Origin of the sequence: Streptomyces sp. NPDC057010 (genome assembly GCF_042673805.1) — a bacterium.
Lineage (GTDB): Bacteria > Actinomycetota > Actinomycetes > Streptomycetales > Streptomycetaceae > Streptomyces.
The window spans coordinates 15,106-41,161 of the sequence record NZ_JBHUSC010000057.1 but is presented as its reverse complement, the minus strand read 5'-3'; the positions used below and the strand labels follow the sequence as shown (position 1 = coordinate 41,161).

Annotated in this window: 26 protein-coding genes; 13 read left to right on the top strand and 13 right to left on the bottom strand. The window is 73.8% G+C overall.

The window, feature by feature from the left end; genetic code table 11:
• The 3 genes from ACFTXQ_RS31310 to ACFTXQ_RS31300 all read right to left on the bottom strand — a co-directional run.
• A partial coding sequence (locus ACFTXQ_RS31310; protein ID WP_382647334.1) for a reverse transcriptase-like protein occupies window positions 1–540 on the bottom strand: 540 nt, incomplete at its 3' end.
• On the bottom strand, window positions 540–1,283 hold the full coding sequence (locus tag ACFTXQ_RS31305; protein ID WP_382647339.1) for a zinc ribbon domain-containing protein: 744 nt from the start codon (window positions 1,281–1,283) through the stop codon (window positions 540–542). The genes ACFTXQ_RS31305 and ACFTXQ_RS31310, both read right to left, overlap by 1 nt.
• The gene (locus tag ACFTXQ_RS31300) at window positions 1,280–2,137 is read right to left on the bottom strand and encodes a Nif3-like dinuclear metal center hexameric protein (protein WP_382647331.1); all 858 of its coding nucleotides are present in this window, start codon (window positions 2,135–2,137) and stop codon (window positions 1,280–1,282) included. The genes ACFTXQ_RS31305 and ACFTXQ_RS31300 overlap by 4 nt, the downstream gene beginning before the upstream one ends.
• 256 nt (window positions 2,138–2,393) lie before the next feature.
• Here ACFTXQ_RS31300 and ACFTXQ_RS31295 point away from each other — a divergent pair, with 256 nt between their 5' ends.
• The gene (locus tag ACFTXQ_RS31295; RefSeq protein WP_382647329.1) at window positions 2,394–3,491 is read left to right on the top strand and encodes a hypothetical protein; all 1,098 of its coding nucleotides are present in this window, start codon (window positions 2,394–2,396) and stop codon (window positions 3,489–3,491) included.
• On the opposite strand, the gene ACFTXQ_RS31290 is transcribed toward ACFTXQ_RS31295, so the two are convergent.
• The 3 genes from ACFTXQ_RS31290 to ACFTXQ_RS31280 are packed head-to-tail and all read right to left on the bottom strand — an operon-like array spanning window position 3,478 to window position 6,424.
• A complete protein-coding gene (locus tag ACFTXQ_RS31290; protein ID WP_382647326.1) occupies window positions 3,478–4,419 on the bottom strand; it encodes a 3-oxoacyl-ACP reductase in 942 nt (313 codons plus the stop codon). The two genes, ACFTXQ_RS31295 and ACFTXQ_RS31290, sit on opposite strands and share 14 nt — an antisense overlap.
• A 34-nt stretch (window positions 4,420–4,453) precedes the next feature.
• Complete coding sequence (locus ACFTXQ_RS31285) at window positions 4,454–5,530, bottom strand: Zn-dependent alcohol dehydrogenase (RefSeq protein WP_382647323.1); 1,077 nt, start codon at window positions 5,528–5,530, stop codon at window positions 4,454–4,456.
• Between the two features lie 39 nt (window positions 5,531–5,569).
• Window positions 5,570–6,424, bottom strand: a complete 855-nt coding sequence (locus ACFTXQ_RS31280; RefSeq protein WP_382647320.1) for a MaoC/PaaZ C-terminal domain-containing protein — start codon at window positions 6,422–6,424, stop codon at window positions 5,570–5,572.
• Window positions 6,425–6,640: 216 nt separating this feature from the next.
• On the opposite strand from ACFTXQ_RS31280, the gene ACFTXQ_RS31275 reads away from it, so the two are divergent.
• The 4 genes from ACFTXQ_RS31275 (at window position 6,641) to ACFTXQ_RS31260 (ending at window position 8,485) form a co-directional block, all read left to right on the top strand.
• Window positions 6,641–6,994 (top strand): DNA-binding response regulator, encoded by a 354-nt coding sequence (locus tag ACFTXQ_RS31275; protein ID WP_382647337.1) that lies wholly within the window; start codon window positions 6,641–6,643, stop codon window positions 6,992–6,994.
• Between the two features lie 158 nt (window positions 6,995–7,152).
• The gene (locus ACFTXQ_RS31270) at window positions 7,153–7,734 is read left to right on the top strand and encodes an RNA polymerase sigma factor (protein WP_382647317.1); all 582 of its coding nucleotides are present in this window, start codon (window positions 7,153–7,155) and stop codon (window positions 7,732–7,734) included.
• Complete coding sequence (locus ACFTXQ_RS31265; RefSeq protein WP_382647314.1) at window positions 7,709–7,990, top strand: hypothetical protein; 282 nt, start codon at window positions 7,709–7,711, stop codon at window positions 7,988–7,990. The genes ACFTXQ_RS31270 and ACFTXQ_RS31265 overlap by 26 nt, the downstream gene beginning before the upstream one ends.
• Window positions 7,991–7,999: 9 nt before the next feature.
• Complete coding sequence (locus ACFTXQ_RS31260) at window positions 8,000–8,485, top strand: hypothetical protein (RefSeq protein ID WP_382647311.1); 486 nt, start codon at window positions 8,000–8,002, stop codon at window positions 8,483–8,485.
• A 6-nt stretch (window positions 8,486–8,491) separates the two neighbouring features.
• Here the strand turns inward: ACFTXQ_RS31260 and ACFTXQ_RS31255 are convergent, their stop codons facing one another.
• The 6 genes from ACFTXQ_RS31255 to ACFTXQ_RS31230 all read right to left on the bottom strand — a co-directional run bounded on the left by ACFTXQ_RS31255 (window position 8,492) and on the right by ACFTXQ_RS31230 (window position 16,696).
• The gene (locus tag ACFTXQ_RS31255) at window positions 8,492–9,679 is read right to left on the bottom strand and encodes a lipid-transfer protein (protein ID WP_382647308.1); all 1,188 of its coding nucleotides are present in this window, start codon (window positions 9,677–9,679) and stop codon (window positions 8,492–8,494) included.
• 12 nt (window positions 9,680–9,691) lie between these two features.
• Window positions 9,692–11,824, bottom strand: coding sequence for an acyl-CoA dehydrogenase (locus ACFTXQ_RS31250; RefSeq protein ID WP_382647305.1), 2,133 nt, complete (start codon window positions 11,822–11,824; stop codon window positions 9,692–9,694).
• Window positions 11,825–11,898: 74 nt separating this feature from the next.
• Window positions 11,899–13,626, bottom strand: coding sequence for a serine/threonine-protein kinase (locus ACFTXQ_RS31245; protein WP_382647302.1), 1,728 nt, complete (start codon window positions 13,624–13,626; stop codon window positions 11,899–11,901).
• A 42-nt stretch (window positions 13,627–13,668) separates the two neighbouring features.
• Window positions 13,669–15,561, bottom strand: a complete 1,893-nt coding sequence (locus ACFTXQ_RS31240) for a protein kinase (protein ID WP_382647299.1) — start codon at window positions 15,559–15,561, stop codon at window positions 13,669–13,671.
• Window positions 15,562–15,621: 60 nt separating this feature from the next.
• A complete protein-coding gene (locus ACFTXQ_RS31235) occupies window positions 15,622–15,888 on the bottom strand; it encodes a DUF397 domain-containing protein (protein ID WP_382647296.1) in 267 nt (88 codons plus the stop codon).
• Entirely contained in the window at window positions 15,848–16,696 is an 849-nt protein-coding gene (locus ACFTXQ_RS31230) for a helix-turn-helix domain-containing protein (RefSeq protein ID WP_382647293.1), read from the bottom strand. The genes ACFTXQ_RS31235 and ACFTXQ_RS31230 overlap by 41 nt, the downstream gene beginning before the upstream one ends.
• 84 nt (window positions 16,697–16,780) lie before the next feature.
• Here ACFTXQ_RS31230 and ACFTXQ_RS31225 point away from each other — a divergent pair, with 84 nt between their 5' ends.
• The 8 genes from ACFTXQ_RS31225 (at window position 16,781) to ACFTXQ_RS31190 (ending at window position 25,611) form a co-directional block, all read left to right on the top strand.
• Window positions 16,781–17,245 carry an ATP-binding protein gene (locus ACFTXQ_RS31225; protein ID WP_382647290.1) on the top strand — a complete coding sequence of 155 codons (465 nt, stop codon included), beginning with the start codon at window positions 16,781–16,783 and terminating at the stop codon, window positions 17,243–17,245.
• Window positions 17,246–17,272: 27 nt separating this feature from the next.
• Window positions 17,273–18,712 carry an FG-GAP and VCBS repeat-containing protein gene (locus ACFTXQ_RS31220; RefSeq protein WP_382647287.1) on the top strand — a complete coding sequence of 480 codons (1,440 nt, stop codon included), beginning with the start codon at window positions 17,273–17,275 and terminating at the stop codon, window positions 18,710–18,712.
• Window positions 18,713–18,841: 129 nt separating this feature from the next.
• The gene (locus tag ACFTXQ_RS31215; protein WP_382647284.1) at window positions 18,842–19,489 is read left to right on the top strand and encodes a class I SAM-dependent methyltransferase; all 648 of its coding nucleotides are present in this window, start codon (window positions 18,842–18,844) and stop codon (window positions 19,487–19,489) included.
• 74 nt (window positions 19,490–19,563) lie between these two features.
• The gene (locus ACFTXQ_RS31210; protein WP_382647281.1) at window positions 19,564–20,007 is read left to right on the top strand and encodes a hypothetical protein; all 444 of its coding nucleotides are present in this window, start codon (window positions 19,564–19,566) and stop codon (window positions 20,005–20,007) included.
• Window positions 20,004–22,151 carry a tetratricopeptide repeat protein gene (locus ACFTXQ_RS31205; RefSeq protein WP_382647278.1) on the top strand — a complete coding sequence of 716 codons (2,148 nt, stop codon included), beginning with the start codon at window positions 20,004–20,006 and terminating at the stop codon, window positions 22,149–22,151. The genes ACFTXQ_RS31210 and ACFTXQ_RS31205 overlap by 4 nt, the downstream gene beginning before the upstream one ends.
• 428 nt (window positions 22,152–22,579) lie before the next feature.
• Window positions 22,580–23,515 (top strand): N-acetylmuramoyl-L-alanine amidase, encoded by a 936-nt coding sequence (locus tag ACFTXQ_RS31200; protein WP_382647275.1) that lies wholly within the window; start codon window positions 22,580–22,582, stop codon window positions 23,513–23,515.
• 160 nt (window positions 23,516–23,675) lie between these two features.
• A complete protein-coding gene (locus tag ACFTXQ_RS31195) occupies window positions 23,676–24,482 on the top strand; it encodes a hypothetical protein (RefSeq protein ID WP_382647272.1) in 807 nt (268 codons plus the stop codon).
• Between the two features lie 118 nt (window positions 24,483–24,600).
• The gene (locus tag ACFTXQ_RS31190; RefSeq protein ID WP_382647269.1) at window positions 24,601–25,611 is read left to right on the top strand and encodes an LLM class F420-dependent oxidoreductase; all 1,011 of its coding nucleotides are present in this window, start codon (window positions 24,601–24,603) and stop codon (window positions 25,609–25,611) included.
• On the opposite strand, the gene ACFTXQ_RS31185 is transcribed toward ACFTXQ_RS31190, so the two are convergent.
• Window positions 25,608–26,033 (bottom strand): hypothetical protein, encoded by a 426-nt coding sequence (locus tag ACFTXQ_RS31185; protein ID WP_382647266.1) that lies wholly within the window; start codon window positions 26,031–26,033, stop codon window positions 25,608–25,610. The genes ACFTXQ_RS31190 and ACFTXQ_RS31185 overlap by 4 nt on opposite strands.
• Window positions 26,034–26,056: the final 23 nt, after the last annotated feature.

The following is a 26,056-nucleotide window of genomic DNA, read 5'->3' as shown; positions in this document are numbered from 1 at the left end:
GGCGGCGGCGGCACCGGCGGCGGCGTCCCCGGGCGGGCCCGACGGCGGCGGGGCGGCGGCCAGGGCGCGGGCCGCCGAGGTGTCCAGGGCGGCCGTGGAGGCCGACGGCTCCCACTGCCTGCCCTGCCTGCCCGCGTCCATCGCCTCGTTGGCGAGCCGGTCCGCGTGCTTGTTCTGCTCGCGCGGGATCCACTCGTACGTGACCTGGGAGGCGGGGAGGATCTTCGCCGCCTCCGCCGCCAGCGGCTTCATGTCCGGGTGCTTGATCTTCCAGCGGCCCGACATCTGCTCGACGACCAGCTTGGAGTCCATCCGGACCCGGACCTGCGCGTCCGGGGCCAGCTCCCGGGCGGCCTTCAGGCCGGCGATCAGGCCCTTGTACTCCGCCACGTTGTTCGTCGCGACGCCGATGTACTCGGCGCGCTCGGCCAGCGTCTCGCCCGTCGCCGGGTCGAGGACGACCGCACCGTAGCCGGCGGGCCCCGGGTTGCCCCGGGAGCCGCCGTCCGCCTCCACGACGAACCCGGCAGACCGCTGCATCAGATGCCCGAGTCCGCCGTACGCACCAGGATGCGGCCGCAGTTCTCGTGACGGACGACCTGGTCGCGGGCCGCGGCCTTGATCTCGTTGACCTCGGCCATGTCGAGCTCCAGCCGGCAGCCCTCACAGCGGCGCTGGTACAGGCGCGCGGCGCCGACCCCGCCCTGCTTGACGCGGATCTTCTCGTACAGCGCCATCAGGTCGGCCGGCATGGACGCGACGATGACCTCGCGGTCCTTGGTGACCTTCGCGGCCTCGGTGTCGAGCTCGCCGGTGGCGGCGTCGCGGCGCGCGGTGGCGTCCGTCAGCTTGGCCTCCAGGGCGGCGACGCGGTCGGTGAGCTCGGTGACGCGCTCCTGCGCGGCCTCCAGGCGCTCCATGACCTCCAGGACCACGTCCTCCAGGTCGGACTGCCGCTTGGCGAGGGAGACGACCTCGCTCTGCAGGTTCGCCAGGTCGCGGGCCGAGATGCCAGTGCCGGAGTCGAGCCGCTGCTGGTCGCGGGCGGCGCGCTGGCGCACCTGGTCCACGTCCTGCTCCGCCTTGGTCTGCTCGCGGGCGGCGTCGCTCGCCTGCGTCTGGGCCGCCACGAGCAGGTCGCGCTGCTGCGTCAGGTCCTTGGTCAGGGAGTCGACCTCGGCGTGCTCGGGCAGCGACTTGCGCTTGTGGGCGAGCTGAGACAGCCGGACGTCCAGGGCCTGGACGTCGAGGAGTCGGATCTGGTCGGCGGGCTCGGCGTTCAGTTGGGGGCTCCAGAGGTAGAAGGGGGTGTGACGGACGGCGCGTGGGCCGTCCACGGGTCGGTGACCGTGCGCGAGACGTGGGTCCGCAGACCCCAGCCGTGGCGCTCGGAGATCGCGTCGAGCTGCGCGGCGGCCTGCTCGCACCAGGGCCACTCGGTGGCCCAGTGGGCGGCGTCGACGAGGGCGAGGGGGCTCTGCCCGCGGGCCTCGGACACGGGGTGGTGGCGCAGGTCGGCGGTGAGGAAGGCGTCCACGCCGGCGGCCCTGACCTGCTCGAAGAGGCTGTCGCCGGAGCCACCGCTGACGGCGACCGTACGGATGGTCGCGTCCGGGTCGCCGGCCACGCGGATGCCCTGCGCGGTCTGCGGAAGGCGGGCGGCGGCGCGGGCGGCGAACTCGCGCAGGGTCTCGGGGTGGTCCAGTTCGCAGATCCGGCCGAGGCCGCGGCGGCCCTCCGGGTCGGTCGGGTCGGGCACCAGCGGGCCGGTGATGCGGAGGTCGAGGGCGCCGGCGAGGGCGTCGGAGACGCCGGGGTCGGCGGTGTCGGCGTTGGTGTGGGCGACGTGCAGCGCGATGTCGTTCTTGATCAGCGTGTGCACGACGCGGCCCTTGAAGGTGCCGGCCTCGACGGTGGTGGTGCCGCGGAGGTAGAGGGGGTGGTGGGTGACGATCAGGTCGGCGCCCAGCGCCAGCGCCTCGTCGGCGATCTCCTGGACGGGATCCACGGCGAACAGGACGCGGGCCACTTCGGCGTCGGGGTCGCCGCAGACGGTGCCGACGGCATCCCACTGCTCGGCGCGGGAGGGGGGCCAGAGTGCGTCCAGGGCGGCGATGACTTCAGAGAGACGGGGCACAGGCCAAGGCTACCGTCCGTGGCCCCGGGCTCCGCCCGGCTCCCGGGGCTCCGCCCCGGCGCGTGGGGGCGGCGCCATGGCGAGGTAAGCCTGACCATGCCCACTCACCCCAAACGCCCCGATATCGCACAGCACAATCGCCACCTCCCCCACAGCCGAATCGGGGGCCGGACACCCGTACGTGTGAAGCGTGCTGGGTCGTGTTGTTCGGCAGGAAGTGCGAAAACTAGCTTCGCCCCCGGAGGTGACGGCCCGGATGACTGTCTGTGCCACCGAGATCGAGATGACGACCACGGCCCCGTTCACGATCGCCGCGGACGGGTCGTACGCCGCCCGGCTCGCCGGGGACGGCGAGGCCCGCTTCGCCGAGCGCTGGACGCTGGCCGGGCCCGAGCCGTACGCGGTTCCGTTGCCGCTCGCGCAGCCCGAGGAGGCCGACAGCGAGGTGCTGCCGCTGGCCGACGGGCGGGTGCTGATCCGCCGGCGGGTCGCGGAACGGCACGCCTTCGCGCTGCTGTACCCGACGGGCTGCGCCGCGGACGGGCCGCGCACCGGGGAACTCCCGCTGGGCTCGGTGGCGCCGCAGGGCGCGGACCCGGACGGGGAGGACGTACGGATCCGCCTGCTGCCCCCGTCCCCGGACGGGCTCGGCGCCTTCGCCCTGGCCGTGACCGGCTCCGCGACCACGGTCTGGCAGGTGGCCGGCGGCGGCTTCGGGCCGGTCGCCCGGATCCCGGGCCGGTGCTCCGGCGGCGTGTGGCTGGACCGGACGGGCCGGATGCTGGCCCTGGACCGGGAGCTGGAGGGGACGGTCAAGGCCGTCGCCGTGGATCTGGGGCGCGGCGGGGAGGTGTCGCCGCTGCTGCAGATCGCGGAGGGCAGCGACGACCGGCTCCTGCTGGCCGACCCGGACAGCGGTCTGCTGCTGCTCCGCTCCGACGCGCCGGGCGAACCGCGCCTGGGCTGGGGGGTGTTGGGCAGCTCCCTGCCGGTGCGCTTCCCGGAGTGCCTGCGCGCGCAGGACGCGACCCCGTTCGCCGTCCAGCCGGGCCAGGCCCTGATGCCGGAGAGCTGCGGGGTCGCGCTGCGCTCGGCCGACGGCGGGATTGTCCTGTGGCGCCCCGCCGACCGGCACGTCTTCCGGCTCCCCGCGCCGGCCGGCTGGCTCGGCGGTACGGGCCTGTGGAACCCCGAGGGCCGCCTGCACCTCCCGTACGCGACCCCCCAGGTGCCCTGCGGCATCGTCGGGCTGTCCCTGCCGGTCTCCCCGCCCCCGCCGGTCCGTCTGGATCCGCCTCCGGCCCCGGCCCCGCGGCCGGTGCCGCTCCAGCAGGCGCCGCTCAGTCGTGCTTGAGGCCCAGGACCTCCGCCGCGGCGAAGGTCTCGTTCGCCGGGCGGGAGTCGTAGTGGGGGGTGAGGACCTCGTCGAGCTCCTCGTAGGAGAAGGCCTCCTTGGTCGTGTCGAACTTCGCGGCCACGCGGGGGCGTTCCATCACGACCACGATCCCGCCGTGGACGACGAACAGCTGTCCGTTGGCCTTGGCCGAGGCGGGCGAGGCCAGGTAGCCGACGAGCGGGGAGACGTGCTCGGGGGCGAGCGGGTCGAGCTTGCCTTCCTCCGGGACCTGGAAGCCGGCGAAGACGTCCTCGGTCATACGGGTGCGGGCGCGCGGGCAGATGGCGTTGGCCGTCACCCCGTACTTGGCCAGGGCCAGGGCGGTGGAGGTGGTCAGGCCGACGATGCCGCCCTTGGCGGCCGCGTAGTTCGGCTGGCCGGCCGAGCCGCCGAGGAAGGCCTCCGAGGAGGTGTTGATGATCCGGCCGTAGACCGGGCCGCCCGCCGCCTTCGACCGCTCGCGCCAGTGCACGGAGGCGAAGTGGGTGGTGTTGAAGTGGCCCTTGAGGTGGACGCGGATGACCGAGTCCCACTCCGCCTCCGACATCGAGAAGACCATCCGGTCGCGCAGGATGCCCGCGTTGTTGACCAGGACGTCGAGCTTCCCGAAGCTGCTCACCGCCAGCTCGACCAGCTCGCGCGCCTGCTCGAAGTCGGCCACGTCGCCCAGGTGCGCGACGGCCTGCCCGCCCGCGGCGCGGATCTCCTCGGCCACCTCCTCCGCCGGCGCGGCCGAGGCCTCCCCGGAGCCGTCCCGTCCGGGCTGTCCGAAGTCGTTGACGACCACGCTCGCGCCGAGCCGCGCGAGCTCGATCGCCTCGGCCCGGCCGAGCCCGCGGCCCGCGCCCGTGACGATGGCGGAGAGTCCCTCAAGTGGCAGTGACATCCGTACGGTTCCTCTCAGAACGGGTCGGGGTTCGTCAGAGTTCGATGCAGGTGCGCAGGGCCACGCCCGTGCGCATCTGGTCCAGGGCGTCGTTGATCTCGGCGAGGTTCACCCGGTGGGTGATCAGGTTCTCCAGGTCGATCCGCTTGGCCCGCCACAGCGCGATGGTGCGCTCGTACGAGCGGAGCACGTCGCCGCCGCCGTACATCGAGGGCAGGATCTTCTTCTCGTCGAAGAACAGCGAGAACATGTTGACCTGGTAGTTGTCGTCGAGGGCGCCCGCGCCGACGATGACCACGCTGCCGCCGCGCCGGGTCATCTCGTACGCCTTGTGCGCGGTCGCGGACTTGCCGACGACCTCGAAGACGTAGTCGAACCCCTCGCCCGCCGTGATCCGGTTCCTGGCGTCGGCGAACTCCTCGGGGGAGACCGCCTCGGTGGCGCCGAACCGCAGCGCCGCCTCCCGCCGCGAGGCGACCGGGTCCACGGCGATGATCTGCGCCGCGCCCTGCACCTTGGCGCCCTGGATGACGGATATGCCGACGCCGCCGCAGCCGATGACGGCGACCGAGGAACCGGCCTCCACCTTGGCGGTGTTGACGGCCGCGCCGAGGCCGGTGGTGACGCCGCAGCCGATCAGCGCGGCGATGTCGAAGGGCAGGTCGTCGGGGATCGGGATGGCGCAGGGGGCCGGTACGACCATCTCCTCGGAGAAGGTGCCGGTGCCGGCGAAGCCGAAGATGTCGGTGGCGGCCCGCTTGAAGTTGGGGGTGGCGACGTTCCCGAAGGCCTCCAGGCACAGGTGGCCCTGGCCGCGCCTGCAGGAGGGGCAGTGCCCGCACGGCGGCAGCCAGCAGACGAGGACGCGGTCGCCGATCTTGTGGCTGGTGACCCCGTCGCCGACGTCCGTGATCACGCCGGAGCCCTCGTGGCCCGGGATGAAGGGGGCCGGCTGGGGCAGTACGCCGCTCATCGCGGAGAGGTCCGAGTGGCACAGTCCGGTGGCCTTGATGCGGATCCTGACCTTGCCGGGGCCGAAGCCCACGGCCTCCATGTCGTCGACGACTTCGAGCTTGTCCTGGCCGATCTCGCTCTGCAGTGCTGCGCGCACGGTGCGGCTCCTTCTCCGAGGTGGATGACGCGTGGCGGATTACGCGTGTTCGACGACGGTGTCGGCGAGGACCGGCGCGTCGTCCCGTTCGACGGCGGTCACGGACACCAGGACGCGGCCGGGCTCCTGCCACATCCGGATGCGCAGCGTCTCGCCCGGGAAGACGATCCCGGCGAAGCGCGTGCGGTAGGCGCGGACCCGGGAGACGTCCCCGCCGAGGGCGGTGTCGACGACGGCCTTGAGGGTCATCCCGTACGAGCACAGGCCGTGCAGGATCGGCTGGTCGAAGCCGGCCAGCTTGGCGAACTCGGGGTCGGCGTGCAGCGGGTTCCAGTCGCCGGAGAGCCGGTAGAGCAGCGCCTGGTCCTCGCGGATGCGCCGCTCCTCGGTGCGGTCGGGGGCGCGCTCGGGCAGTTCCTCGCGCACGGAGGGGCCGCGCTCGCCGCCGAAGCCGCCCTCGCCCCGTACGAAGATCTGCGCGTCGCTGGTCCACAGCGGCCCGTCGGCGTCCGCGACCTCGGAGCGCAGCACGATGACGGCGGCCTTGCCCTTGTCGTAGACGGCGGCGACCTTGGAACTGGAGGTGGCCCGCCCCTTGACGGGGATGGGCCGGTGCAGCTCGATGGAGTGACCGCCGTGCAGGACGGCGGCGAGGTTGACGTCGATCCCGGGCGCGGAGAGGCCGCCCAGCATGGCCATGCCGGCGCCGGCGACGGTCGCGAAGCTGGGGAGGACGTGGAGCTTGGACTCCAGGGTGTAGCGCAGCTCGTCGGGGTCGGTGGCGGGCAGGCCGGCGCCGAGGCCGAGGTGGTAGAGCTGGATGTCCTTGTGGTCCCAGCCGATCTCCCCCTGGCGGGGGTCGGCGGCGAGGGCCCTGGCGGCATCGATCGGCATGAGGATGCTGCTCCTTGAGTTCTTCGGTTCCTGGAAGACCTCGGTGCGGCCGTCCGCACCGTCGGCCGCACCGAGGTCGTATGCGGGGCCGGCCCGGGAGCCGCCGTTCTTCTAGAACGCGTTCCAGTTCCGGCCGGTGAGGGAATGTATAACGCACGCCCCGGCAGTTGGGAAGACTCCTGACTTCACGTCAGATACGCTTTCCGGGTGGAAGAAATGCCCGTGGAACACCGCCAGGCCCGTGCCCTGCGCGTCCTGCTGGATCCGCAGAACCCGGCCCTGGCGCTCCAGCTCGGCCTCCAGCCGGACATCGAGGTCGTACGGGACCTGACGGCGCGGCCCGTGGTGGCGCTGGTCGAGGAGGTCGACGCCGTGACGGCCCTGCTGGCGGACGACCCCGAGTGCCGGGTCCTGGTGCTGACGGGCTCGGCGCATCCGGGCCTGCTGGACGCCTCGCTCGGCGCGGGCGCGGCGGGTCTGGTGCTGCGGGACGGACCGGTCGAGGACCTGGCGGACGCGATCCGCCGGGCGTCGATGGGCGAGACGGTGATCGACACCGGCCTGGGGTGAATCCTTATCCGGCGCCCCGGCCTCTTATGCGTGTGCCGACGACCACGTCGGCCATGACCTGGAGGTTGTCGTGATCGCTGTCATCGCCGGTGGCGCCGTGGCGCTCGTACTGCTCTGCACGTGCACGGTCTTCGTCCTGCGCAAGCGGGGTCGGGCCCGTGGCTGAACGGACCTGGCCGGGCGAAACGCTGATCGCCGCCGCGCAGCGCGGCGACGTCGACTCGATCACCGCGCTGGTGTCGGGATCGCATCCGCACGTACGCCGCTTCGCCCACGCGCTGTGCGCCTCGCCGGAGGACGCCGAGGACGCGGCCCAGGAAGCGCTGATCATCCTCTACCGCAAGATCGGGATGCTGAGGGCGTCGGGCGCACTCGCGTCGTGGATGTTCCGCATCGTCCGCAACGAGTGCCTGCGGCGCGCCCGGTCGGCGATACCGCGGGGCCAGGCGGCGCTGCCGGACGGCGCCGTGATGTCCGCCGAGGACGAGGTGGTGCTGCGCCTGGAAGCGGCCCGCGTGGCGAAGGCGGTCGCCGCCCTGCCCGCCGACCAGCGGAACGTGCTGATCATGCGGGACATCCAGGGCTTCAGCGGGCGCCTGGCCGCCGATGCGCTCGGGATCGGCACCGCCGCGATGAAGTCCCGGCTGCACCGGGCCCGCGCGGCCGTCCAGCTCGCCCTGCGGAGCACACCCACCGACCCGGTTCCCGGAGGCCATGATGAAGACGACGCCGACCACTGACGGCCGCGACTTCGCGAGCGCTTCGCTGCCACGGCACCTGGCGCGGGGCGGGATCGGATTCGGGGCGCTGATCGGCGCCTTCGCCCTCCTCCCCGTGGTCGGGGTGGCCAGCCTGCTGCTGGCGCCGGTCGGGGTGCTGGCGCTGCGCGGCTGCCCGATGTGCTGGGCCGTCGGGCTGGCGCAGACCCTGTCCAGGGGCCGGCTGCGGCGTGAATGCGTGGACGGCCGGTGCGAGTTGAGAACGGCCGGGCGATAGGTTGACCGGATGGGCCTTTTCGACAAGTTGACCGGCACGCGGCGCCCCGAGAGCGGTGTCGTACCCCTGCCCGCCGCGGAGGTCCGGGCCGCGCTGCTCGCGCTCGACGGCCCGGACGTCCGGTTCACCCTGCGCAACGGCACGCCGAAGGAGCGCGCCGACCTGGTGGCGGTGTGGCGGATCCCGCCGGGCCCGTGGCACCCGCGGCGCGGCCAGACCCGGCTGCGCCTGGTGCCGGCGGCGCGGGAGGTCCGCGCCCTGGACGAGCAGTGGGATGCCCCGGAGCCCGGGGAGCGGTCCTTCGGCGGTCAGGGCCTGAAGTACTCCCGCGGGCCCGTGACCTCGTTCTCCAAGCGCTGGACGATCGAACGCGGCCCGGACGGCCGCCGCCACCTCCAGGAGGAGTCCTCCTTCAGCTCCGCCCGCGTGAAGGCGCCTTTGCGCGACGCGGTCCTGGCGGCGGGCTGGACCTGGCGCGGCGTCTTCCGGCCGTAGCCGCCGTTACTTGCGCAGCAGGGTCACCACCGCCGCGCCGCCCAGGCCGATGTTGTGGGCGAGGCCCACCCGGGCGTCCGGGACCTGGCGGGGCCCCGCCTGGCCGCGGAGTTGCCACACCAGCTCCGCGGCCTGGGCCAGCCCCGTCGCGCCCAGCGGGTGCCCCTTGGAGATCAGGCCCCCGGAGGGGTTGACCACCCACCGGCCGCCATACGTCGTGGCCCCGCTCTCCACCAGCTTCCCGGCGGCGCCGTCCTCGCACATGCCGAGCGCCTCGTAGGTCAGCAGCTCGTTGATCGAGAAGCAGTCGTGCAGCTCGATCACGTCCACGTCCTCGATGCCCAGACCCGACGCCTCGAAGACCTGCCGCCCCGCCGCCGCCGACATCGGCTTGCCGACCACGTCGATGCACGAGCCCGAGGAGAAGGACTCCTCCGTGTCCGTCGTCATCGACTGGGCGACGATCTCGACCGCCTTGTCGTGCAGCCCGTGCCGCACGACGAACCGCTCCGACACCACGAGGGCCGCCGCCGCCCCGTCCGAGGTCGGCGAGCACTGCAGCTTCGTCAGCGGCGAGTGGATCTCCTTCGCCGCCAGGATCTCCTCCACCGAGTAGACGTCCTGGAACTGCGCGTTCGGGTTGTTCGCCGAGTGCCGGTGGTTCTTCGCGCCCACCGCCGCCAGCTGCGCGGCCGTGGTCCCGTACCGCTCCATGTGCTCGCGCGCCGCGTTCCCGAAGATCTGCGCCGTGGGCGGGGACATCTCGAAGCCGTGCCCGGCGGCCATGATCCCGTAGTGCCGGGCCACCGGGGACGTCTTGAAGTCGCCGCCGTCCGCACCGCCCCCCAGCGCACCCCGCTTCATCTTCTCGAAGCCGAGCGCCAGCACGCAGTCGTTGATCCCGCCCTCCACGAACTGCCGCGCCATCATCAGCGCCGTCGAGCCCGTCGCGCAGTTGTTGTTCACGTTGTAGACCGGCACCCCGGAGAGTCCCAGCTCGTACGCCGCCCGCTGGCCGGCCGTGGAGGCCTGGAAGCAGTAGCCCACCGGCACCTGCTCGACCAGCCCGTAGTCCACGCCCGCGTCCGCCAGCGCCGCGGTCCCGGCCTCCTTCGCCATGTCCCAGTACTGCCAGTCCCGCGACTCCGGCTTCTCGAACTTCGTCATGCCGACGCCCACGATGTACGACTTCATCACTGCTGCCCTTCAGTCCCTGGGAAGGCCGAGGATCCGCTCGGCGACGACGTTGAGCTGGACCTGCGTGGTGCCCCCGGCGATGGTCAGGCAGCGGGACATGAGCATCCCGTGCACCGCCCGCTCCCCCGCCCCCTCCCGTACCGCGCCCGCCGGGCCCAGCAGTTCGAGCGCGAGCTCGGCGGTCCGCTGCTGGTGCGGGGTCTGGACGAGCTTGCGCACGGAAGCGCCCGCGCCCGGCTCCAGCCCCGACACCTGCTGGAGCGTGGTGCGCAGCCCGATGCACGCCAGCGCGTGCGCCTCGGCGGCGAGCGCCCCGATGCGCGCCCGGTACGCCCCGTCGAGGTCGGCCGAGCGGGCGAGGAGGGCCTCCAGGCCGGTGTCGAAGGTCATCTGGTCGGCCATGTGGACCCGCTCGTTGCCGAGGGTGTTGCGGGCCACCTTCCAGCCGCCGTCGGCCGCCCCGACGAGCGCGTCCGCCGGGAGCACGACGTCGTCGAAGTAGACCTCGTTGAACAGGGCCTCCCCGGTGATCTCCTTGAGCGGCCGGATGTCGATGCCGGGGGTGTTCTTCATGTCGACGACGAAGTAGCCGAGCCCCTTGTGCTTCGGGGCGGCCGGGTCGGTACGGGCCAGCAGGATCCCGAAATCCGCACTGTGCGCGGAACTCGTCCACACCTTCTGTCCGTTGACCTTCCAGGAGCCGTCCTGCGCGCGCTCCGCCCTGGTCCGCAGCGAGGCCAGGTCCGAGCCCGCGCCCGGTTCGGAGAAGAGCTGGCACCAGGTGACGTCCCCGCGCAGGGTCGGCAGGACGTACGCCTCCCGCTGCGCGTCCGTCCCGTAGGCGATCAGGGAGGGCACGACCCAGGTGGCGATCCCGAGGTCGGCGATCCTGACGCCGGCCCGCCGCAGCTCCTGCTGGACGACGAGCTGCTCGACGGGCCCGGCGCCGAGCCCGTACGGGGGCGGCAGGTACGGGGCGGCGTAGCCGGTGGGGGCCAGCATCCGCCTGGCTGCCGCCGGGTCGAGCCCGCGGGCGTCCTCGATGGCGGTACGGGCCTTCGCGCGGTGCGTCTCGGCCCGGGCGGGCAGCTCCAGGCGGAGCTCGCGCCGCGCGCCCGCCGCCGCGAGCCGCACGGCCCGTACGCGGTGGCCGTCGCCCGGCCCGAGGAGCTGCCGGGCGACCAGGGCCCTGCGCAGGTGGATGTGGGCGTCGTGCTCCCAGGTGAAGCCGATGCCGCCGAGGATCTGGATGCAGTCCTTGGCGCAGGAGTAGGCGGCGTCGAGGGCGGTGCCGGCGGCGAGGGCGGCGACCAGCGAGCGCACCTCGGCGGGCTCGTCCACGGCCTGGGCGGCGTCCCAGGCGAGCGCGCGGGCCTGTTCCAGCCGGACCAGCATGTCGGCGCACAGGTGCTTGACACCCTGGAACTGCCCGATGGGCCGCCCGAACTGCTCGCGCACCTTGGCGTATTCGGCGGCGGTCTGGAGGGCCCAGGCGGCGGTGCCGCAGGCGTCGGCGGCGAAGAGGGTGCAGGCCAGGTCCCGGACCAAGGCCGCGTCCAGCTCCAGCAGCCGGCCGGGCGCCACGGCGACCCCGCGGGCCCGCACCTCGGCGGTGGGGCGGGTCGGGTCGGCGCTCTCCTGCGTACGGATGTCCAGCGCGGCGGCGTCCACGGCGAACCAGCGGGTGCCGTGCGCGGCTTCGGCGGCGAGCAGGACGAGGTCGGCCTCGCCGGCACCGAGCACCGGGGGCGCGACCCCGTCGAGGAGGTGTCCGCCGCCCTCGACGGCGACGGCGGTCAGCGTCCCGGGCCCCAGCGCCACGGCCCCGACGCGGCCGTCGAGCGGCTCGGCTCCGGCCCGGTCCAGCAGTACGGAGGCCAGCGCGCTCGGCAGGTACGCCCCGGGCAGTGCGGCCCGGCCCGCCTCCTCGACGACGACGGCCAGGTCGAGGAGGGTCCCGCCGTCGAGGTGCGGCTCCAGCAGCCCCTGCGCGGTCAGCGCGTCCCAGTAGGCGGGCCGCGTGCCGGTCTGCGGCGGGGTGTCGAGCAGCTTGCGGACCTCTTCGGGCGGCACGGCGCGCGCCACCCAGCCGCGCACGGCCTCGGCCAACTCCCGCTGCTCTTGCGTGATTCCGATGCCCATGCGCGCAGACTAGAACACGTTCCAATCTGACGGAAGGTCAGATGGGAACGTGTTCTCCGGCGGCTCCTGTCGGCTCAGCGGCTCGCGGCCTTCAGCGCGCCCCGGGCCACCTCCTTCGCCTTGGTCTCGCAGTCGCCCTTGGCGTACGGCTTGGCCTGGAGGCCCACCCAGACGGAGAGGTTGCCCTCGCGGACGGAGAGCACGCAGCTCCAGTCGGCACCGGGGGAGCCCCAGAACGCCTCGGTACCGAACCCGAGGCGGGGCGCGTCGCGCTGACCGATCTGCTCCACCTGGAAACGCCGCTTCTGCGTGGCCGCGTTGGCGTCCGCGTCGCCGCCGCGGCTCAGGTCCCACCGGACCTGTCCGGCCGGCGAGGCGGCGGTGTGCAGCCCGTCCCAGTTGCAGCTCGCCAGCACCTCCGTGACCGTCTCGGAGCGGGTGTCCCGGGCCGGCGCCCCGAACGCGAGCGACACCTTCCCGGACGCCGCGTTGCAGGCCGGAACGCCCGTGTAGGCAACGGGAGCCACCGCCCGCTCCCGCACGTACAGCGCAACCCCGGTCCCGCCCACGACAAGCACCCCGGCCGCCACCACGGCCGCAACCCGCCACCCCCGCCGCCGACCCGACCCCGCCGAGCCCGCATCCGGCAAGGGCGCATCCGGCCCCGCCAAATCCAGCCCCGCCGGGCGCACATCCGGCCCCGCCAAATCCAGCCCCGCCGGGCGCACATCCAGCCCCGCCAAATCCAGCCCCGCCGGGCGCACATCCAGCCCCGCCAAATCCAGCCCCGTCGGCGTTTGAGGCGCCGCCGGAGGCACATCCAGCCCCGCCGGCGTTTGAGGCGCGGGGGTCCGGGGGCTGGCCCCCGGCAGCGGCGCCGCACCCGCAGGACGGCCGTCGACCAGCCGGTCGATCCCCGCCCGCTGCTCCGCGAGCATCCCGTACACCGCAGACGGCCACTGCCGCCCCGCCGGTGCAACCGCCCCGATCAACTCCCGCAACCGCTCCGGCGACGGCCGGTCGGCCGGATCCTTGGCCAGGCACGCGGCGACGACCTCCCGCAGCCCCGCAGGGACCCCGCTCAGGTCCGGTTCCCCATGTACCACCTCGTACAGCATCCGCAGCGCGGAGGACCCGGCGAACGGACTGCGCCCCGTCACCGCCATGACCAGCACCGACCCGAGCGAGAAGACATCACTCGCACCGGTCAGCGGCTTGCCCTCGGCCTGCTCGGGCGACATGTACGCGGGCGAGCCGACGACCCACCCGGTCCGCGTCAGCCCGCTGTCCCCCTCGGCCTCCGCCTCTCCCTCCGTCACCCGCGCGATGCCCAGGTCGATGACCCGTACCCCGTCCTCCGCGAGCAGCACGTTGTCCGGCTTGAGGTCCCGGTGCACCAGCCCGGCCCGGTGGATCTCCACCAGCGCCGACGCCAGCCCGGCCGCGAGGCGCCGTACGACGTCCTCCGGCAGCACCCCCACCGCCTCGACGACGGCGCCCAGCGAAGGCCCGGCCACGAACACCGAGGCCAGCCACGGCGTCGCGGCGTCCGCGTCGGCGTCGATCACGGCCGCCGTGTACGCACCGGCCACCTTGCGCGAGGCGGTGACCTCGCGCCGGAACCGGGCCCGGAAGCCCTCGTCGTCCGCGAAGTGCGCGAGCACCTGCTTGACGGCTACGAGCCGCCCGTCCGGCCCGGCCGCGAGCAGCACCCGCCCCATGCCGCCCTGCCCCAGCACCCCGAGCACGTCGAACGGCCCCACCCGCTTCGGTCCCGAGAACCCCGGCCCCAGCTCGTCCATACCACTCCCCCCATACGGGGAGGGATCATACCGAGAGGGCCTTCAGGACCGTTCGTAGTAGTAGCCCTCGCCGTGCGACGGCCCCACGTTGTGCTGGAGCCCCTTCGGCTCGCTCTTGGTGAAGAACGACGGGTCGAGGGTCCCGCAGAACTGGTTGTCGGACTTGCTCTTGTCCTCCGTCGCCGCACTGACGTTCATCCTGGTCCCGCCGGTCACGGACACCACCTTGGCCATGTACTCGCAGTGGCCCATCTGGGAGTTGGAGATCAGGCGGACGGCCCCGGTGCGGGTGACGGTGACCGTGTCCGGCTGGCCGAGGTTGAACTGCCCCTTGTAGGTCCAGGAGCCGACGAAGTACGCGGGGACCGCGTCCCCGCCGGACGAGCCGCCACCGCTGGGCGAGCCGCCGCCGCTCGGCGAGCCCCCGCCTCCCGGGGTGGGCGCGGTGCCGGTACCGGCACCGCCGTTGTTGCCCCCGGCGGCGGGGCCCGCGGCGCTGCCCGTGGTGGCGCTGCTGCCGGCGGCGGTGTTCCCGCCCGGGGACCCGGAGCCCCCGCCGGGCGTTCCCGCGCCTGCCGCGGCTCCCTGGGCGGCGGCGCCGCCGACCTGGCCGCCTTCCGGCGTGCCGCCGGGGCTCTGGGTGCTCTGCGGGCTCTGCGTGCCCGGGCCCGGCGAACCGCTCGCCGCGGAGGGGGCGCCGCCCGCGCCGGGCGTCACCGGCGCACTGCTCGCCGGGGAGGACGCCTGGGGCGGCGTCGTGCCACCGCCGAACGGCTGGATCAGGGCCACCGTGCCGCCGCCGATGCCGAGCACGAAGACGACCGGGACCGCGATGGTCCACGGCCGCTTCCGACGCCGCCGCTCGCTCTCGGAGGAGGTGTCGGCCGCGGCCGCCGCCCCGACCACCGGCTCCGCGGAGCCGTCCTTCGCCCGCAGGCCGAGCGTCGCCCGGTCGGTGGGCTCCACGCCGGTCTCCGGCGCCTCCCGCTCCGGCGGCGCCGCCTCCGCGTCGAGCAGCCGCGCCGCCTGCTGGGCGAGCCGCGCCACCACCCCGGGCGGCAGCCACGCACCGCCGAGCGCTGCCGGACGGCTCCGCTCCGGATCCTCCAGCAGCTCCTCCACACCGGGCCGTTCGTCGACGTCCTTGACCAGGCAGCGGCGGATGAACGCCCGCAGGCCCTCGTCGCGCACCCGCTCCAGCTCCGGCTCGCCCTCCACGATCTGGAACATCACCGCGTGCTGGTTGCTGACCCCGCCCCCGAAGGGCAGCCGTCCGGTGGCCGCGTACGTCAGGACGCAGCCCAGCGTGAACACGTCGCTCTTCGCCCCCGCGCGCTGCCCGCGGACCTGCTCGGGCGACATGAACCCGGGCGAGCCGACGACCATGCCGGTGCTGGTCAGCAGCGATTCGACGGAGGTCTCCAGGGCCCGCGAGATGCCGAAGTCGATGACGCGGGTGCCCTCAACGGTCAGCATCACGTTCGACGGCTTGAGGTCGCGGTGCACGATCCCCGCCGCGTGGATGTCCTTCAGCGCGTGCAACAGCCCCTCGGCGAGGGCGTGTACGGAGTCCGCGGGCAGGGGCCCGTGCCGGCGCACGATCTGCTCCAGCGAGAGCCCGGGCACGTACCCCGTCGCCACCCAGGGCCGCTCGGCGTCGGGATCCGCGTCGATGACGGGCGCGGTGTACCGCTCGCCGACGCGCCGGGCGGCATCGATCTCACGGCGGAAGCGGGCCCGGAACTGCGCGTTCGAGACGTGCTCCTCGTGCACCACCTTCACGGCGACGGTACGCCCGCCCTCGGACCGGGCCAGGAACACCCGCCCCATCCCACCGGCACCGAGCCGCCCGAGCAGCAGGTACGGCCCGATCCGGCTCGGATCAGCGGCGGCGAGCGGCTTTATGCCGCCGTCGACGTTGTCGTCCTCATCCATGCGTTCCGTTCCCCCGTAGATCCCCTGTGGTCGTCCGAACTCGCCTCAGGGTAAGGGGGATTACGACGACAAGGCCCTCACGAAGGCGGTGAAGGCGACGGGGCTCACGGTGAAGGCGGGGCCGTCGGGGTTCTTGGAGTCGCGGATCGCGATGTGGGCCGGCTGGGCGGCTACCTGGACGCAGTCGCCGCCGGTGGTTCCGCTGTGCGAGGACTTCCGCCAGGCGGCGGCGCCGAGCGGGGCGCACTCGACACACTCGCCACCGCTGGTCCCGCTGTACGACGACTTACGCCACTGCACGCTCGCCAGGTCCAGGCTGGTCCCCATAACGCTCCTCCATCACCCGTGCGATCAGCGCCGCCGAGTCCTCCGGAGAGAGGGCTGCGGCTTGCAGTCGAGCGTATCCGACGGAACGCTCCCTGATCACTTGCGGATTGGCCGTCATACGCCCCGAGTCGTAGCTCTCCGAGTAGAAGAGATCCGGGTCGTCCTCGAAGCGGAGAAGCGTGAACGATCCCATCATCCCGGTGTGCTGACCAGCCGAGAAGGGCAGCACCTGAACCTGCACCCATGGTCGCTCAAGGAAACCCAACAGGTGAGCCAGTTGATTCCGCATGATCTCCCGGCTTCCGACCTCCCGGTGCAGCAGCGCCTCATCCAGGACCACCCACAACACCGGCGGGTTCTCGCGGGCCAAAATGCGCTGCCGTTCCATTCGCGCCGCCACCAACTCGTCGACCTTGTCTGGAAAATCGACACTCAGCAACGCCCGCGCGTAGGGCTCGGTCTGCAACAGCCCGTACACCACCTGCGCTTGGAACGTGGAGATGTACGCAGCCTTCGCCTCCATCTCCGCGTACGGCTGGAACCAGGTCGGCAGCTGGCTGCGCAGGACCAGGCCCACCAGCCGGGAGAGATAGCCGCCCGTACCCAGAGCCGCATCCACCCGTTCCGAGAACTCCCGCGTCGGCACCTTCCTGGCCGTCTCGATCTGGCCGATCAGGGAGGCCGTGCAGAAGATGATCCCGCCCAGAGCCCCCTGCTTCAGCCCGGCTTCCTCTCTCAGGCGGCGGAGTTCGGCGCCGTAGTAGTCCAGCGGGGAGGCACTGGGATCGAGTTCGCGGATGTTGACCATGAGGCGGTCACCCCCAAGTTCACGCCGTGCGGCGTTCGTTTCGGTCTGTAGCCGAGCGTAACCAGACCGCTCCACGCTGGTGGCATGAATCACGCAACTGACCGCTCTCCGGTGGGAATCGGCGGCAGCTACCGCATGGGCTTCACCGTGGGTGAGCACTCGGCCCGGCACATGCGGCGCATCCTGCGGACGTATCTCGACCGCTGGGGCCTGGACGGGCTGGCCGACGACGCCGAGCTGGCGCTGACCGAGCTGGTCGCCAACGTCGTACGGCACGTGCCCGGGCGGGAGTGCGTCGTACTCATCCTGCGGCGGCCGGAGGGGCTGCGGGTCGAGGTCGCCGACCCGTGCCCGGGGCTCCCCCGCCCCTCCCGCGGAGGCGACGCGCTCGCGGAGGGCGGCCGGGGGCTGCTCCTGGTCGAGGCGGTCACCGACCGCTGGGGCACGGTCTCGATCCCCACGGGCAAGACGGTGTGGTTCGAATGCGACGCAAAACAGCCTCATCCTCCCCGTACAACCATTGCGCGAGGCGGCCGGTCTACTCGGTGATCTTCCTGCTGACCCGAAGGACCCCGTATGCGACCGACCGTACGCACCGCCCTGGCCGCCCTCACCGTGGCCGCCGTCGCCGGTGGCGGCCTGCTCCTGCCGACGGGAGTGGCCGCGGCCGCCCCCCTCCCCGCCCCGAAGGCCGACTTCAACGGCGACGGCTTCGCCGACGTGGTCGTGGGCACGCCGAACGCGGACGTCGGCGAGGTGCGGGCGGCGGGCCAGGCGGTCGTGCTCTACGGGTCCGCCTCCGGGGTGACGGCGTCCAAGCGGCAGCTGCTCACCCAGGCCTCGCCCGGCGTGCCCGACGACCCGGAGGCCGGCGACGGCTTCGGCGGCGTCAGCGCGGTCGGTGACTTCGACGGCGACGGCTTCTCCGATCTGGCCGTGACGGCGCACTGCGAGGACAAGTGCGCCGGCGGGCTCACCGTCGTATGGGGCTCCAAGAGCGGGCTGACCGGCGGCGTCACGCTCGACGACCCCGACAGGATCGCCGAACCCACCGTCAACAACCGGCGCACCTGGGGCGGGAAGCTCGCCGCCGGCGACTTCGACGGGGACGGCAAGGACGAGCTCGTCGTGGCCGCCTCCGCCGTCGCCCCCGCGACCACGAGCAGCACGCTCTACACGTTCAGGAACATAGCCAGGTCCGGCGCGCAGGCAGCGCCCGCGAAGACCCAGGTGGCCTTCCGCCTCACGACGTCCCTCGAAGGCATCGCGAGCGGGGACGTCAACGGCGACGGCCGGGACGACCTGGTGCTGGCCGGCACCGTGAACAGCCTGAACCACTACGTGCCCGGCAGCCCCACCGGTCTGCTCCCCGCTGCCGCGAAGCCGATCGCGGCCGGCAGCTCGCAGGCCATCGGCGACATCAACGGCGACGGGTACGGCGACGTCGTCATCGGCAACCGGTACGGGGCCAAGGGCGGCCAGGTCCTCGTCGCCTACGGCTCGGCCGCCGGTCCGTCCGCGACGCCGGTCGCCATCGACCAGGACACGCCCGGAGTGCCCGGCGTGGACGAGCAGAACGACGGTTTCGGCGTCTCCGTCGCGCTCGGCGACGTCGACGGCGACGGCTACCAGGACCTGGCGGTCGGAGCCTACGGCGAGGCCCTCGGCACGGTTTCGAACGCCGGAACGGTCCACCTGTTCCGGGGGTCGGCGTCCGGCCTCGTCACGGGCACCGGCGTGGTGGCGCTGAGCCGCAACTCCGCGGGAGTCCCCGGTGACGCGCGGCGGGCCGAGCAGTTCGGGGTCGAGACGAAGCTCACGGACGTCAACAAGGACGGCAAGGCGGACCTGATCGTCGGGGCCCCCGACGCGGACGGCGTCAACGCCGGCTCCGTCACCTACCTGCAGTCCAGCGGCACGAAGGTCGGCGGCACGGGCTCGCGGATGATCGTCCCCGCCCAGGTCGGCCTGACCCCGAGGGGCAGCCTCGCCTTCGGCGCCCACTTCGACCACTGACCGATCCCCGCTCAGGGTTCGGGTGCGGCGCCCCCGCAGCGGCGCCGCACCCGAACCCGGCACCCGCCATGGCCCGCTACTCGGCGGTAGGGCAGCATGGGCCGCCCAGCCGCAGCTCAGGAGGAACCCATGGCCGCCACCCCCAAGCCGGAGACCCTCGCCGCCTTCGAGGCCGCCAAGGGGTTCATGCCCGTACGGGAGGGCCTCGCCCTCTACGAGGCGGCCGCCGGGGCCGCCGCACTCGGGCTCCCGCTCCTGGAGGTCGGCACGTACTGCGGCCGCTCCACCATCCTCCTCGCCGACGCCGCCCGCGAGGCCGGGGTGCCGGCCATCACCGTCGACCACCACCGCGGCAGCGAAGAGCAGCAGCCCGGCTGGGAGTACCACGACCCGACCGTCGTGGACCCGGAGATCGGCCTGATGGACACCCTGCCCACCTTCCGCCGGACCCTCCACCGGGCCGGCCTCGAAGACCACGTGATCGCGATCGTCGGCCGCTCCCCGCAGGTCGCCGCCGCCTGGGGCGGCCCGCTCGGGTTCGTGTTCATCGACGGGGGCCACACCGACGAGCACGCCACCGGCGACTACGAGGGCTGGGCCCCGCACGTCGCCCCTGGCGGGACGCTCGTCATCCACGACGTCTTCCCTGACCCGGCCGACGGCGGGCAGGCCCCGTACCGGATCTACCTCCGCGCCCTCGCCTCCGGCGCCTTCGAGGAGGTCTCGGTGACGGACTCCCTCCGCGTCCTGCGGCGCACGGCCGGCGGGCAGCCGTAGGGAAGACCCCCGATGGTATGAAGGGACCGGCCCTCGGGGCCAGTTGGGGTTCCGGTGCACGGAGGGGGACGACAGTGCTCGTAGAGGCGCTCACCATGCTCGCCGCGACGGCGGGCGGCACGCTCGTACAGGCGATGGCCACGGACGCCTGGGAGGCGTGCCGCGAGCGGGCGGCCCGCCTGCTGGGGCGCGGCGATCCGCAGGAGGCAGCCCGCCAGGAGGCACGGCTGGAGCGGGCCCGGGAGGAGCTGGCCGAGGCCGCCGCGGACCGGCCGGAGGAGGGCGAGCGGGCCGCGGCCCGGCAGGCGGCGGCCTGGCAGACCCGGTTCGAGGACCTGCTGGAGGACTCCCCGGAGCAGGAGCAGCGGCTGCGCGAGCTGGTGGCCTTCCTCCAGGAGCAGCCGGCGGCGGACTCCGCCGCGGCGCAGGTGACCGTACACGCCACCGCGTCGGGCCAGGCGCAGCAGGCGGTCCAGGGGCAGGGGACGCAGCACAACACCTTCCAGGCGCCACGATGACCGTCGAAGGGGTCGAAGGGGCCGGGCCGGCGGGCCCGTTGCACGCGACCGCGTCGGGGCAGGCGCAGCAGGCGGTCATCGGGCAGGGCGTCCAGAACAACTACTTCTACGGGGCCTCCGGCCAGGCGCGGCCGGGTGTCGTCCTGAACACCCTGGTGCCGCCCCCGTCCATCCTGGTCGGCCATGCCACCCGGCTGCCGGAGTTGGCCGCCGCCTGCGGGGCCGCCGTGGAAGGCCGGCGCGGGCCGGCCGTCGCGCTGCTGCACGGACCCGGCGGGTCCGGCAAGTCGGCGCTGGCCCGCGCGCTGGCGGAGCGGCTGGCGGACGGGTTCACCGATGCCCGGCTCGAAGTCGACCTGTTCGGCTTCACCCCCGGCAGCGTGCCCCGCGAGCCCGGCGACGTCCTGGCCGAACTGCTGTGGCTCGCCGGGTTCAGCGGATCCGACATCCCCGCCGGCACCCCGGCCAAGGCCCAGCTGTGGCGGGCCTGGCTGGCCGGCAAGAACGTCCTGCTGCTCCTCGACAACGCCCGCGACCGCGAGCAGATCGAGCCGCTGCTGCCCGGTCCGTCCAGCGGCGGCCGCTCGCTGGTCCTGGTCACCGGCAGGTACCGGCTCGACGGGCTGGAGACGGCCGTACGGGCCGGGCTCGACCAGCTGGAGCCTGCGGCCTCCGTGGAGCTCCTGCTGCGCGTGGCGGGGAGGCCGGTGGCGGAACCTGGCGGGGAGCGGGCCGGGCAGGCCTCCGAGCTGGCCGAGCTGGCCCGGCTGTGCGGCCACCTCCCGCTCGCCCTGCGCCCGGTGGGCGCCCTGCTGGCCGAGATGGAGCCGCGCGTGCTGCTCGCGGTGATGCGCTCGGCCGCGTACCCCCTGGAGCAGCTGGACGACGCCGACCAGGACGCGGCCGCCGCGTTCCGGGTCTCGTACGACGCGCTGAGCGGCGATCTGCAGCGGGTGCTGCGCACCTGCGTGTGGCACCCCGGCCCGGACTTCGACGCCGCCTCGATAGCGGCCCTCTCCGGCATGCCCGCGGAACTCGCCACCGTGAAGCTGGTCCGGCTGCTCCAGCGCAGCATGCTGACCTCGCTCCCGCAGCACCGGTACGTCTTCCACGACCTCTTCCTCGCCTACGCGCGCCGACTGGTCGGCGGCCAGGACCCGGAGGAGGCCGTGGAGCACGGCCGGCACAGCCTCTACCGGCACCTCGACGACGTCATCGGCACGGCGCACGGCCTGGTGTACGCGGCGGCCGCCCCCACGGCCGGGACCGGGCCGTTCGACAACCCGGACCACGCGCGGGTCTGGACGAACGCCGCCTCCGAGGAGCTGGCGGGGGCGGCCGCCGCGGCCCTGGCCGAGGGGGGCTGGGAACTGGGCGGCAGCCTGGCCGTACGGACGGCCCGGCTGCTGTACGTGGAGGGGCGCGACGAGCGGGCGCAGGCGCTCTACGAGGATGTCCTGGCGGCGGCCGAGCAGGCCGGGGACCAGGCGGGGCAGGGCCGGGCCCACACCGCGCTGGGGGACATCGCGAGGGGCCGGCTCCGGTACGAGGAGGCGGTCGCCCGGTTCGAGCGGGCGGCCCGGCTGCTGGCGGGGGCCGGGGATCCGGCCGGGGAGAGCGACGCGCTGCGCGGGCTCGGCGAGGTCGCCCGGGCGCGCGGCGGGCACGAGGCGGCGACCGGGCACTTCGAGTCCGCCCTGCGGCTGGCCCGCACCGCCGCTGACCCGGCGGGCCAGGGCTACGCGCTGACCGGACTGGGGCACGTGGCCCGGGCGCGCGGGGACCTGGCCGGGGCCGGGGCCCGGTTCGGGGAGGCGGTGGAGCTCCAGCGGCGGGCGGACGACGGCATCGGCCTGGCCTACGCCCTGCGCGGGCTCGGGCACGTCGCCCGGGCGGCCGGGGACCTCGACGCGGCCGCGGACCGCTTCCAGGAGGCGATCCTGCTCCACCAGCGGGCGGGCAACCGCTTCGGCCAGGCCTTTGCGCTGACCGCGCTCGGCGGGATCGCCCGGGAGCAGGGGCGGCACGAGGAGGCCGCGACCTACCTGGAGGACGCCCTGGCCCTCCACCGGGCGGTGAACAACCCGACGGGCGAGGCCCAGACCCAGTCCGAACTCACCGCCCTGGCCGCCGCCCGTGGGTGACCCCGCGACGGCCCTTCGCCGCACGGTCCCGCTGCGCGGAGCGGGTCCCCTACCCGCCCTTCCACCGTTCCCCGGGCTCCGCCCGGACCCGGTCCTCAAACGCCGGACGGGCTGAAAGGCCCTGGGGCTCCGCCCCAGACCCCGTACGCGCGCTCCGCGCCCGTGCCCTCAAACGCCGGGCGGGCTATATCCAGCCCCGCCGGCGTTTGAGGCGCGGGGGGTCCGGGGCGGAGCCCCGATCCTGTGGCTGCACCCGTGCACTCGGGCGGGCAAAATCAGCCCCGCCGGCGTTTGAGGCGCGGGGTCCGGGGCGGAGCCCCGGCAGCGGCGCGCGGCCCAGGACCCCCGCATACATCCGATAAGCACACCACGCCCCCGGATGGCCCACGATCCGCACCCCCCGGGAGGCCCCGGCATAGCATCGCCGGGTGCGCTACGACGACAGCCCCCCACGCCCCGAAGCCGCCGCGTCGGCCGATCCGGACCACCGGCCCTGGTTCACGCGCCGCTCCACCCTCGTCATCGCGGCCGCCGCGCTGGCGCCGACCTTCCTGGCGGGCTGGGTCCTGACCCAGGTCCTGACCGGAGCCGCCGCGGACGGCCACGACGCGAAGCCGCCCGTCGCGCCGAAGGCGGGCCCGGCGGCGACGGCCACCCCTGAGACCTCCGCGGCGGCGCCCGCCAAGGGACCCCTCGCCGGCCGCACCGTCGTCATCGACCCCGGCCACAACACCGGCAACTTCGACCACACCGACGAGATCGAGCGTCAGGTCGACATCGGCACCAACCTCAAGGAGTGCGACACCACCGGCACCACCACCAACTCCGGTTACATGGAGGCGGAGTTCACGATGGACGTGTCGGTCCGCGCCCGCGCCCTCCTGGAGGCCAAGGGCCTGAAGGTGGTCCTCACCCACGAGGGCGAAGACCGCGCCTGGGGCCCCTGCATCGACGAGCGCGCCCGTATCGGCAACGGGGCGAAGGCGGATGCCGTCGTCTCCGTCCACGCCGACGGCGTCTCCGCCGGAAACCGCGGCTTCCACATCATCCTCCCCGCCGAGGTCAAGGGCGGTGCCGCCGACACCGCGCCCATCGTCGGACCGTCCCGGCAGCTCGGCGAGCGGATCGCCTCGAACTTCGCCCGGACCACCGGCTCCTCCCCCGCCAACTACCTCGGAAGCGGTACCGGTTTGGTCATCCGCGACGATCTCGGCGGACTGAACCTGTCAACTCGGCCCAAGGTGTTCATCGAATGCGGCAACATGCGTGACGCCAAGGACGCGGCGCAGCTGACGAGTCCGGAGTGGCGGCAGAAGGCGGCCCAGGGCATCGCGGACGGCATCGTCGGCTTCCTCGGCGGGTAGTCCAAGCGGGAGTCCCGCCGGGGCTCCCGGTGGGACCACCCGACGCCCCGACCCTCTCGGCCGCCGGAGAGATCCGTACCATGGTGCCGCCCGCCCCGCTGCAGGCACGCTGCGACCGCGGCACCACGAGACGACCGAGACCGAGAAGGACACCTAAGACGTGAACATCCGCTCCCTCACTCGAGGCGACGGCGTGGTGATCGGAGCAGCGGCGCTGCTGTTCATCGCCTCGTTCCTCGATTTCTACTCCACCACCGGTGGCGACTTCCCCAGCGCGTGGGACACCGACGCCTACCACCTGGTGCTCCCCAGCGTCTTCCTGATCGGCTTCATCGCCGCAGGCCTGCTCATCGCGGCCCGCTTCCAGCCCGAGACCCGCAAGGTGCTCGGCCTGCCCCTGGCGGCGTGGGGCACCGTGCTCGCCGTGTCGGCCGCCTGGTCGGCGCTGTGGTCGCTGATCACCTGCCCGAGCCAGTTCGACCTGGGCGCCGGCGCCATCATCACCTTCCTCGCCACGCTGGCCCTGGCCGGCGTGGCCGTCGCCGGCGCGAAGATCCCGGCGCTGGCCGGCCAGCTGGTGCCGGAGCCGAAGCCCGCCGCCGTCCCGCCGTACGGGGGCCAGCCCCAGCCGGGCGCCGGGTACGGGTACCCGGGCGGGCAGCAGCCGCAGCCCTACGGCAACACCCCGCAGCCGGCCCCGCCGTACGGCGGCACGCCGCAGGACGCGGGCCAGCAGGCTCCCGCGCCCACCCCCGCCCCGGCGGCGGACTTCGCCCCGTTCTGGTTCGCGGTGCCGGTGGCCCGCCCCCTCTTCGCCGAGGACGGCTCTCCCACCCAGATCGCCGAACTCGCCCCGGGCACCTGGTACCTGGCCGTCGAGCAGCGCGGCGCGTCCGCCCTGGTCGCCCAGACCCAGGACGGCCGCCGCGGCGTCCTGAACGACACCTCGGGCATCCAGCGCGGGTGACCTCCGGCCTCACCGGCGTTTGACGCGCAACGGCCCCCCGCCCCTTCCGGGCGGGGGGCCGTTGCCCTAGAGTCACCTGACGCTCCGTCAGAAACGGCACCTCCCGGAGGGGACCGGCATGCGTCTCGGACTCGCACTCGGCTACTGGGGCCGCGGCCCCAACCCGGACCACCTCGACCTCGCCACCGAGGCCGAGAACCTCGGCTACGACTCGGTCTGGACCGCCGAGGCCTGGGGCTCGGACGCCTTCACCCCGCTGACCTGGATCGCCGCGCACACCTCGCGGATCCGCCTCGGCACCGCCATCGCGCAGATGGCCGCCCGCACCCCCACCGCGACCGCCATGCACGCCCTCACCCTGGACCACCTCTCCGGCGGCCGGATGATGCTGGGCCTGGGCCTGTCCGGGCCGCAGGTGGTGGAGGGCTGGTACGGGCGCCCGTTCCCCGCGAGCCCGCTGACCGCGACCCGCGAGTACGTCGACGTCATCCGCCAGGTGCTCCGCCGGGAGGGCCCGGTCGCCCTGGACGGCCGCTTCCAGCAGCACCCGTACCGCGGCGAGGACGGCACCGGTATCGGCAAGCCGCTCAAGCCCATCACCCACCCGCTCCGGGCCGACCTGCCGGTCCTGCTCGGCGCGGAGGGCCCGAAGAACATCGCACAGACGACGCGGATCGCGGACGGCTGGCTCCCCCTCTACTGGTCGCCGACCCGCACGGACGTCTACCAGGCCTCGCTGGCCGAGCTCCCCGAGGGGTTCATGATCGCCCCGATGGCCCGGGCCAGGGTCTGCGACGACGTCGCGGAAGGACTCCTCCCCGTCAAGGCGATGCTCGGCTTCTACATCGGCGGCATGGGGCACGCGGCGCGCAACTTCCACGCCGACCTCATGGCGCGCATGGGCTACGAGGAGGAGGCCCGCCGCATCCAGGAGCTGTTCCTCGCAGGACGCAAGGAGGAGGCGGTCCTGGCCGTCCCGGACGCGTTCGCCGACGAGATCTCGCTGATCGGGCCGCGGGAGCGGATCGCGGAACGCCTGGAACTGTGGCGCAAGGGCCCGGTCACCGACCTGCTGGTCACGGCCCCGGACCCGCACACCCTGCGCGTACTGGCGGAGCTCAACACCTAGGCGGAACCGGAACCGCAACCGGATCCGGCATCGGCCTGCGGCAGGGCCTCCAGCAGCTCCCGCAGGTCCAGCGGCATGACGGCGATCTCGACGCTCCCGCCGCCCTCGTAGGCGCAGGTCACGATCCGCGACCCGGGGTTGATGGACATCCCCTCCTTCACGGACGGGGCCCGCACGTCGGTGGCGCGGCCGCCGGGCAGCGGCAAGGGCTCGCCCCGCGCCGGGACCCAGCGGGCCGCGCCCTCGCCCTGGTCCGCGTACAGCCGCCCGGGCCGCCAACGGCCCTTGCCCGCCGGTCTCCGCGCCATGCCGGGGATCCCGGCCGCGGGACCGGCGGCCACCCGCGCGAGGTGCTTGCGCCGCAGCAGCCATCCGGCTCCCGCGGCGCCGAGGACGACCACCACGATCTCGATCACGTTCACCGGACCCATTCAAACAGGTCATG